Raw genomic sequence first — 9,016 nt, forward strand, 5'->3', positions numbered from 1 at the left:
CCCGGGCCGGGCGGTTCGGGCGCGAGCGCGAGACCGTGCCGTACGCCCGCCACGGAGGTGAAGGCCACCGCGCCTGCCGCGGCGCCGTGCACCGACTCGGCGAGGTTGGCGAGGAAGGACTCGACGGTGCCGGAGGTGTCGGCGACCTGTTCGGCGAGGAGTTCGAGGCGGACGATCTCCCGCGCGTCCGCCTGACCGGCCGTCGCCATCTCGGCGGGGCCGGTGAGGTCGCCGGGCAGGCCCGTGTCGATCAGATACGTCGTGATGCCACTGCCGCGCAGCAGCCTGCGGGCCGCTTCCAGTACGCCGAGTTCACGGCGCCGGGCGAGATAGCGGGCGGGCGGGCAGTGCGGCTCCAGACCGAGCAGCGGCGGGCACCATCGTCGTACGGCGAATCCGGTCTGGGTGTCGAACAGGGTGGTGCCGGGTGCGGGTGGGCCCTCGGTGCGGGCGAGTTGGGCCTCGAAGGTGCCGAGGCCCAGCTCCGTTCTCAGTACGCCGTGGCAGTACTGGTCCACGAGGGACGGCGTTTCGATCATCCGGACTCCCCGTTGCTGGACCGTGCGTTCCTCAGGTCCTAACGGGTGAATCGGGTGTGAGGTGTTGCTGGGACACACCCCGTGTGAGAGGGCGCCACGGGGAGGGGGTGCGGGTTCGTCAGCGATCGACGGTCCGTTGTGGCTGGTCGCGCAGTTCCCCGCGCCCCTTTGGGGCGCGCATCGCGCCCCCGTTCAGCCGTTGCTCGGGCCGCCCACCTGGATGCCCGCCATGCGCTTCCACTCGTACGGGCCCGTCGTCACCTTGGCCGCGAACTCGCCGTCGAAGTCCTCGTGGACGGTGATCCCGGACTTCTCCACGGCCTGCTGGGCGATCTCGTAGGACGTGGCCACCAGGTCTCCCCAGCCGCCGTCCTCGCCGACGAGGACGATGCGGGCGCCGCGCTCCCCGATGTACGCGACCTGGCCCTCGGCCCCGCCGTGCGCCTTGGAGAAGGTGCCGATCTGTTTGGCGAGGCGGGCCACCTGGCGCTCGGCCTTCGCGTCAACCTGCTGCGTGTCTGCCATGGCCAGGATGCTACCGACGGGTAGATCGAACGGCGACGGGCGGGGTGAGTGACTCCCGCCTCAGCGGGCCCCTCACCTGAGGAAGGGGTCCACCGCGATCGCCACGAACAGGATCGACACATAGGTGATCGACCAGTGGAAGAGCCGCATCTCCTTGAGCTTGCCGCCGGTCACCTCGGCCTTGGCGCGGTTCTGCAGGCCGTGCGCCTCCCAGAGCCAGAAGCCGCCGGCCAGCAGCGCGACCGCCGTGTAGAACCAGCCCGTGTAGCCGAGCAGGGGCAGGAGGAGCGAGATGCCGACCATCGCCCAGCTGTAGATGACGATCTGGCGGGCGACGACCTTGTTCGAGGCGACGACCGGGAGCATCGGAACGCCCACGCGCGCGTAGTCGTCACGCACCTTCATGGACAGCGGCCAGTAGTGCGGCGGCGTCCAGAGGAACATCACCCCGAAGAGGATGATCGGCGCCCACGACATGGAGTCCGTGACGGCCGACCAGCCGATGAGCACCGGGAGGCAGCCGGCGATGCCGCCCCACACGATGTTCTGCGAGGTACGTCGTTTGAGGATCATCGTGTAGACGACGACGTAGAAGAGGAGCGCTCCGAGCGCGAGCCAGGCGGACAGCCAGTTGACGGTCAGGCCGAAGAGGAGCGTCGAGACGACACCGAGCGTGATGCCGAAGGCGAGGCACTCGCGGGGACTGACCATCCCGGTGACGAGGGGGCGCTGCGAGGTGCGGTCCATGAGCGCGTCGATGTCGCGGTCGATGTACATGTTGAGCGCGTTCGCGCCACCGGCGGAGAGATAGCCGCCGACGCAGGTGAGGAGGACCAGCTTGAGGTCGGGCACACCCTGCTGGGCCAGGAACATCACCGGGACGGTGGTGATCAGCAGCAGCTCGATGATCCGCGGCTTGGTCAGCGCCACGAACGCCATGATCCGGGCCCTGATCGGCCGCCGGCTCGGGCTCTGACTCGCCCCGACAATCCCCGCTGGACGGGATTCAACGGCCGTCACGCACACCCCTGACAGAGACATCCCAGCAAGCCTCCGGGTGTGAACTCCCCGTAAAGGCTCGCGCGTACCACGCCACTGTAGACGTTGCCCAGACCCGGACATTCGCGGGGGTGGGGTCGTGTTGGGCGGCACCTCCGGAAGAGCTGATCAGCACTCTGTTGAGCACTCGAACGAGCACCTCCGTATTCAGTTGCCGAATACGAAACGGGCCAGTCGGGAGGCGGATCCGCGAGAGTCCCGGCAGTCTGGAATGACTCGAAAAAATGCACGTTCTTACGGGGGTAGGCTCGACAACGGCCGGTGGGCGCCAAGTGCACCGGCATCCGACATGTGTGACATGTGGAGAGGAGCCCTGACTCAGGGTGAGCACCAAGCCGACCACCACAGACCTCGACTGGACCGATTTGGACCAGCGCGCGGTGGACACCGCGCGCGTCCTGGCAGCCGATGCCGTACAGAAGGTCGGCAACGGCCATCCCGGTACGGCGATGAGCCTGGCCCCGGCCGCGTACACCCTCTTCCAGAAGGTGATGCGCCACGACCCCGCCGACGCCGACTGGGTCGGGCGCGACCGGTTCGTGCTGTCCGCCGGCCACTCGTCCCTGACCCTCTACACACAGCTCTACCTGGCCGGTTTCGGCCTGGAGCTGGCCGACCTGGAAGCGTTCCGTACGTGGGGCTCGAAGACTCCGGGTCACCCCGAGTACGGCCACACCACCGGTGTCGAGACGACGACCGGCCCGCTGGGCCAGGGTGTCGCCAACGCCGTGGGCATGGCCATGGCCGCCCGCTACGAGCGCGGTCTGTTCGACCCGGACGCCCCGCAGGGCGAGTCCCCCTTCGACCACTTCATCTACGCGATCGCCGGTGACGGCTGTCTCCAGGAGGGCATCTCCGGGGAGGCGTCCTCGCTGGCCGGTCACCAGGAGCTCGGCAACCTCATCCTCCTGTGGGACGACAACCACATCTCCATTGAGGGCGACACCGAGACCGCCGTCTCCGAGGACACCGTCAAGCGCTACGAGGCCTACGGCTGGCACGTCCAGCGCGTCGCCCCGAAGCCGGACGGCGACCTGGACCCGCACGCCATCTACAACGCCATCGAGGCCGCGAAGAAGGTGACGGACAAGCCGTCGTTCATCGCGATGCGCTCGATCATCGCCTGGCCCGCGCCGAACGCGCAGAACACCGAGGCGGCGCACGGCTCGGCGCTCGGCGCCGACGAGGTCGCGGCCACCAAGCGCGTTCTCGGCTTCGACCCGGAGAAGTCCTTCGACGTCTCCGACGACGTCCTCAAGCACACCCGTCAGGCGCTGGAGCGGGGCCGCGAGGCGAAGGCCGCGTGGGAGCCGTCGTACCAGGAGTGGCGGACCAACAACCCGGAGCGCGCCGCCGAGTACGACCGCATCGCCGCGGGCGAACTGCCGGCCGGCTGGGAGGACGAGCTCCCGGTGTTCGAGGCGGGCAAGGGTGTCGCCACCCGTGCCGCGTCCGGCAAGGTCCTCCAGGCGCTCGGCGCGGTCATCCCGGAGCTGTGGGGCGGCTCGGCCGACCTCGCGGGCTCGAACAACACGACGATCGACAAGACCTCGTCGTTCCTGCCGACGGACAACCCGCTGCCGGAGGCGAACCCGTACGGCCGCACGATCCACTTCGGCATCCGCGAGCACTCCATGGCCGCGGAGATGAACGGCATCACGCTGCACGGCAACACCCGTGTCTACGGCGGTACGTTCCTCGTCTTCTCCGACTACATGCGCAACGCCGTACGGCTCTCCGCGCTGATGCACGTGCCGGTGACGTACGTCTGGACGCACGACTCCGTCGGTCTCGGCGAGGACGGCCCCACCCACCAGCCGGTCGAGCACCTGGCCTCGCTGCGCGCCATCCCGGGCCTGAACGTGATCCGCCCGGCCGACGCCAACGAGACGGCCATCGCCTGGCGCGAGGTCCTGCGCCGCTACACCAAGGTCTACGGCAAGGGCGCCCCGCACGGCTTCGCGCTGACGCGTCAGGGTGTGCCGACGTACGAGGCCAACGAGGGCACCGCCAAGGGCGGTTACGTCCTGTTCGAGGCGTCCACGGGTACGCCCGAGGTGATCCTCATCGGTACCGGCTCCGAGGTGCACCTGGCCGTCGAGGCCCGCGAGCAGCTCGAAGCCGACGGTGTGCCGACGCGGGTCGTGTCCATGCCGTGCGTGGAGTGGTTCGACGCGCAGGACAAGGAGTACCGGGACAGCGTGCTGCCGCCGTCGGTCAAGGCGCGGGTCGCGGTCGAGGCCGGGATCGGTCTGACCTGGTACCGGTTCGTAGGGGACGCCGGTCGCATCGTTTCCCTGGAGCACTTCGGGGCTTCCGCCGACGGCAAGGTGCTCTTCCAGGAGTTCGGCTTCACTGCCGAGAACGTGGCCGCCAAGGCGCGGGAATCCATCGCCGCCGCCCAGAGCTGACGCTGACAAACGACACGTAGGAGATGCATTTTCCATGACAGACGCACTCAAGCGCCTCTCCGAAGAAGGCGTCGCGATCTGGCTGGACGACCTGTCGCGCAAGCGGATCACGTCCGGCAACCTCGCCGAACTGATCGACCAGCAGCACGTCGTGGGCGTCACCACCAACCCGTCGATCTTCCAGAAGGCCATCTCGTCGGGCGACGGTTACGAGCAGCAGCTCACCGACCTCGCCGCCCGCAAGGTGACCGTCGAGGAAGCCATCCGCATGATCACGACGGCGGACGTCCGTGATGCCGCCGACATCCTGCGTCCGGTCTACGACGCGAGCGGCGGCCAGGACGGTCGTGTGTCGATCGAGGTCGACCCGCGGCTTGCGCACAACACGGCGGCGACCATCGCCGAGGCCAAGCAGCTGGCCTGGCTGGTGGACCGGCCCAACACCCTGATCAAGATCCCGGCCACCAAGGCGGGCCTCCCGGCGATCGCCGAGACCATCGGCCTGGGCATCAGCGTCAACGTCACGCTGATCTTCTCGCTGGCGCGCTACCGCGAGGTCATGGACGCGTTCGTCACCGGCCTGGAGAAGGCCAAGGAGCGCGGCCTGGACCTCTCCAAGATCCACTCGGTGGCGTCCTTCTTCGTGTCCCGCGTGGACACCGAGATCGACAAGCGGATCGACGCGCTCGGCACCGACGCGGCGAAGGCCGCCCGCGGCAAGGCCGGTCTCGCCAACGCGCGGCTCGCCTACCAGGCGTACGAGGAGGTCTTCTCCTCCGACCGCTGGCTGGCCCTGGACAAGGCGCAGGCCAACAAGCAGCGTCCGCTGTGGGCCTCGACCGGCGTCAAGGACAAGGCGTACAAGGACACCCTGTACGTGGACGACCTGGTGGCGCCGAACACGGTGAACACCATGCCGGAGGCCACCCTTGAGGCCACCGAGGACCACGGCCAGATCACCGGCAACACCATCGCCGGCACGTACGAGCAGTCCCGCGCCGAGATCGCCGCCGTGGAAGCGCTCGGGATCTCGTACGACGAGGTCGTGCAGCTGCTGGAGGACGAGGGCGTCGAGAAGTTCGAGGCGTCCTGGACCGACCTGCTCAAGTCGACCGAGGCGGAGCTTTCCCGCCTCGCCCCCTCGGAGGGCTGAGACCTTGGCTCCTCATCCCGGTTCCGGAGCGAACCCGCTTCGTGACCCCGCCGACCGACGGCTCCCGCGTATCGCGGGGCCGTCGGGCCTGGTCATCTTCGGCGTCACAGGCGATTTGTCCCGCAAAAAGCTGATGCCCGCCGTGTACGACCTCGCCAACCGGGGTCTGCTGCCGCCGGGCTTCTCGCTCGTCGGCTTCGCCCGGCGCGAGTGGGCCCACGAGGACTTCGCGCAGGAGGTCCACGACGCGGTCAAGGAGCACGCCCGTACGCCGTTCCGTGAGGAGGTCTGGCAGCAGCTCGTCCAGGGGATGCGCTTCGTCCAGGGCACCTTCGACGACGACGACGCGTTCGAGCGGCTGCGCGACACGATCGACGAACTGGACAAGGCGCAGGGCACGGGCGGCAACTTCGCCTTCTATCTGTCGGTGCCGCCGCGCTCCTTCCCGGTCGTCATCCAGCAGCTGAAGAAGCACGGTCTCGCCGACCAGGACAAGGGTTCCTGGCGCCGCGCGGTCATCGAGAAGCCCTTCGGCCACGACCTCAAGTCGGCCGAGGACCTCAACAGGGTCGTGCACGAAGTGTTCGCCGCGGACCAGGTCTTCCGCATCGACCACTACCTCGGCAAGGAGACCGTCCAGAACATCCTGGCGCTCCGTTTCGCCAACACGATGTTCGAGCCGATCTGGAACCGGTCCTTCGTGGACCACGTGCAGATCACCATGGCCGAGGACATCGGCATCGGCGGCCGGGCCGGCTACTACGACGGCATCGGCGCCGCCCGTGACGTCATCCAGAACCACCTGCTCCAGCTGATGGCGCTGACCGCGATGGAGGAGCCCGCCTCCTTCTCCGCCGACGCGCTGGCCGCCGAGAAGGAGAAGGTGCTCGGCGCGGTACGACTGCCGAAGGACCTGGGCAAGAACACGGTCCGCGGGCAGTACGCCGAGGGCTGGCAGGGCGGCGAGAAGGCCGTCGGCTACCTCCAGGAAGACGGCATCGACCCCCAGTCGAAGACCGACACCTACGCCGCCATCAAGGTCGAGGTCGACAACCGCCGCTGGGCGGGCGTCCCCTTCTACCTGCGCACCGGCAAGCGTCTGGGCCGCCGCGTCACCGAGATCGCGGTCGTCTTCCAGCGCGCCCCGCACTCCCCCTTCGACCAGACGGCGACGGAGGAGCTGGGCCAGAACGCGATCGTCTTCCGCGTCCAGCCCGACGAGGGCGTCACGGTCCGCTTCGGCTCCAAGGTGCCCGGCACCTCGATGGAGATCCGGGACGTCTCCATGGACTTCGCCTACGGCGAGTCGTTCACGGAGTCGAGCCCCGAGGCGTACGAGCGGCTGATCCTCGACGTCCTCCTGGGCGACTCGAACCTCTTCCCGCGCACCGAGGAGGTCGAGCTGTCCTGGAAGATCCTCGACCCGATCGAGCGGTACTGGGACAAGCACGGCAAGCCCGCGCAGTACCAGTCCGGCACCTGGGGTCCGGTCGAGGCGGACGAAATGCTCGCACGAGAGGGACGGAGCTGGCGTCGGCCATGAAAATAGACCTCACCGACACCACTGCCAGCAAGATCAACAAGGGGCTGGTGAAGGCCCGCCGCGCCATCGGCACTCCGGCCGTCGGCATGGTGCTCACCCTCGTCGTCGTCACGGACGAGGAGAACGCCTACGACGCCCTCAAGGCCGCCAACGACGCGTCGCGCGAGCACCCTTCGCGCACACTCGTGGTCATCAAGCGCGTCTCGCGCTCACCTCGTGACCGCACCCAGTCCCGCCTCGACGCCGAGGTACGGGTGGGCACGGACGCGGGCAGCGGCGAGACGGTCGTCCTGCGGCTGTACGGCGAGGTCTCCGACCACGCCCAGTCCGTGGTGCTGCCGCTGCTGCTGCCGGACGCGCCGGTGGTGGTCTGGTGGTCGGTGGACGCACCGCGCGACCCGGCCAACGACCCGCTGGGCGCCCTGAGCCAGCGCCGGGTCACCGACAGCTACGCGGCGGAGAAGCCCGTCGACGAACTGCGGTCCCGCGCCGAGAGCTACGAGCCGGGCGACACCGACCTGGCCTGGGCCCGGATCACTCCGTGGCGTTCGATGCTGGCCGCCGCGCTCGACCAGGTCGACTCGGAGATCGTCTCCGTCGAGGTGGCGGGCGAGGAGTCCAACCCGAGCGTCGAACTCCTCGCGATGTGGCTCGCCGACCGGCTCCACGTGCATGTACGGCGGGCGGTCTCCGCGGGTCCCGGTCTGACCCAGGTGCGCCTGGAGACGACCGGCGGCCCCATCACGCTGCACCGCTCCGACGGGGCGATGGCCACGCTGGCGCTGCCCGGCCAGCCGGACCGCGCGGTGGCCCTCAAGCGCCGCGAGACGTCCGAACTCCTCGCGGAGGAGCTGCGCAGGCTCGACCCGGACGACACCTACGCGTCCGCGCTGCGGTTCGGCGTGGACCGGCTGGGCGGCATCCAGTCGGCGGCGGAGCGGGCCGAGGCGGCAGCCGACCAGCCCGTACCGGCCCTGCCGGTCCGCGCGGTACCGGAGGCGACGCCCGCGTCGGCTCCGGCAGCGGCTGCCAAGTCGGCTCCGGCATCGGCTTCCGCTTCGGCGGGCGAGGGTGACGCCGACCGGCCGACCCCCGCGAAGATGCCCCCGGTCAAGAAGCAAGAAGGCTGATCCGCAGTGAGCACTCCCCAACTCGTCGTCCACCGCGACAAGGAACTGATGGCCCAGGCCGCCGCGGCCCGGCTGATCACGAAGATCGTGGACGCGCAGGCCTCGCGCGGCTACGCGTCGATCGTGCTCACCGGCGGTCGCAACGGCAACGGTCTGCTGGCGGCTCTGGCGGGACAGCCCGCCCGGGACGCCATCGACTGGGGCCGGCTGGACCTGTGGTGGGGCGACGAGCGGTTCCTCCCCGAGGGTGATCCGGAGCGCAATGTCACCCAGGCCCGCGAGGCGCTGCTCGACGCGGTGCCGCTGGACCCGAAGCGCGTGCACGCCATGCCCGCGTCGGACGGTCTCTACGGCGCCGACGTGGACGCGGCGGCGGCAGGCTACGCCGAGGAACTCGCCCGGTCCGCCGGTCCCGAGAACCACGGCGCCGTTCCCACCTTCGACGTCCTGATGCTGGGCGTCGGCCCGGACACCCATGTGGCGTCGCTCTTCCCGGAGTTGCCCGCCGTACGGGAGACCGAGCGCACGGTCGTCGGCGTGCACGGCGCGCCCAAGCCGCCGCCGACCCGGGTCACGCTGACCCTGCCAGCGATCCGCTCCGCGCGTGAGGTGTGGCTGCTCGCGGCGGGCGCGGACAAGGCGGAGGCCGCGGCGAT

At 69.5% G+C, this 9,016-nt stretch carries 7 protein-coding genes and 1 pseudogene; 5 read left to right on the forward strand and 3 right to left on the reverse strand.

Features of this window, described 5'->3' with window-relative positions; genetic code table 11:
* The 3 genes and pseudogenes from R6V09_RS38270 to R6V09_RS38280 form a co-directional block, all read right to left on the reverse strand.
* Positions 1 to 539: pseudogene (locus R6V09_RS38270) on the reverse strand (amidohydrolase); the annotation flags it as partial.
* A 192-nt stretch (positions 540 to 731) separates the two neighbouring features.
* Positions 732 to 1,064, reverse strand: coding sequence for a hypothetical protein (locus R6V09_RS38275; RefSeq protein WP_317886088.1), 333 nt, complete (start codon positions 1,062 to 1,064; stop codon positions 732 to 734).
* 72 nt (positions 1,065 to 1,136) lie between these two features.
* The gene (locus R6V09_RS38280) at positions 1,137 to 2,090 is read right to left on the reverse strand and encodes a heme o synthase (protein ID WP_317886094.1); all 954 of its coding nucleotides are present in this window, start codon (positions 2,088 to 2,090) and stop codon (positions 1,137 to 1,139) included.
* 356 nt (positions 2,091 to 2,446) lie between these two features.
* On the opposite strand from R6V09_RS38280, the gene tkt reads away from it, so the two are divergent.
* From tkt to pgl, 5 genes are all read left to right on the forward strand, one after another.
* The gene (tkt, locus tag R6V09_RS38285) at positions 2,447 to 4,534 is read left to right on the forward strand and encodes a transketolase (protein ID WP_317886089.1); all 2,088 of its coding nucleotides are present in this window, start codon (positions 2,447 to 2,449) and stop codon (positions 4,532 to 4,534) included.
* A gap of 34 nt (positions 4,535 to 4,568) precedes the next feature.
* Positions 4,569 to 5,687, forward strand: coding sequence for a transaldolase (gene tal / locus R6V09_RS38290; RefSeq protein WP_317886090.1), 1,119 nt, complete (start codon positions 4,569 to 4,571; stop codon positions 5,685 to 5,687).
* Positions 5,688 to 5,691: 4 nt separating this feature from the next.
* Positions 5,692 to 7,230, forward strand: coding sequence for a glucose-6-phosphate dehydrogenase (gene zwf, locus R6V09_RS38295; protein WP_317886091.1), 1,539 nt, complete (start codon positions 5,692 to 5,694; stop codon positions 7,228 to 7,230).
* A complete protein-coding gene (gene opcA / locus R6V09_RS38300; RefSeq protein WP_317886092.1) occupies positions 7,227 to 8,360 on the forward strand; it encodes a glucose-6-phosphate dehydrogenase assembly protein OpcA in 1,134 nt (377 codons plus the stop codon). Before zwf ends, opcA begins: the two co-directional genes overlap by 4 nt.
* A 6-nt stretch (positions 8,361 to 8,366) precedes the next feature.
* Positions 8,367 to 9,016 (forward strand): 6-phosphogluconolactonase (pgl, locus tag R6V09_RS38305; protein WP_317886093.1); only part of this gene is annotated, 650 nt, incomplete at its 3' end.

This window comes from Streptomyces sp. W16, from assembly GCF_033194735.1.
Taxonomy (GTDB): Bacteria; Actinomycetota; Actinomycetes; order Streptomycetales; family Streptomycetaceae; genus Streptomyces.

Bases quoted from the DNA above. Each gene is read 5' to 3' on its own strand.
- R6V09_RS38275 (WP_317886088.1), bottom strand. From the start codon at position 1,064: ATGGCAGACACGCAGCAGGTTGACGCGAAGGCCGAGCGCCAGGTGGCC.
- tal (WP_317886090.1), top strand. From the start codon at position 4,569: ATGACAGACGCACTCAAGCGCCTCTCCGAAGAAGGCGTCGCGATCTGG.
- opcA (WP_317886092.1), top strand. From the start codon at position 7,227: ATGAAAATAGACCTCACCGACACCACTGCCAGCAAGATCAACAAGGGG.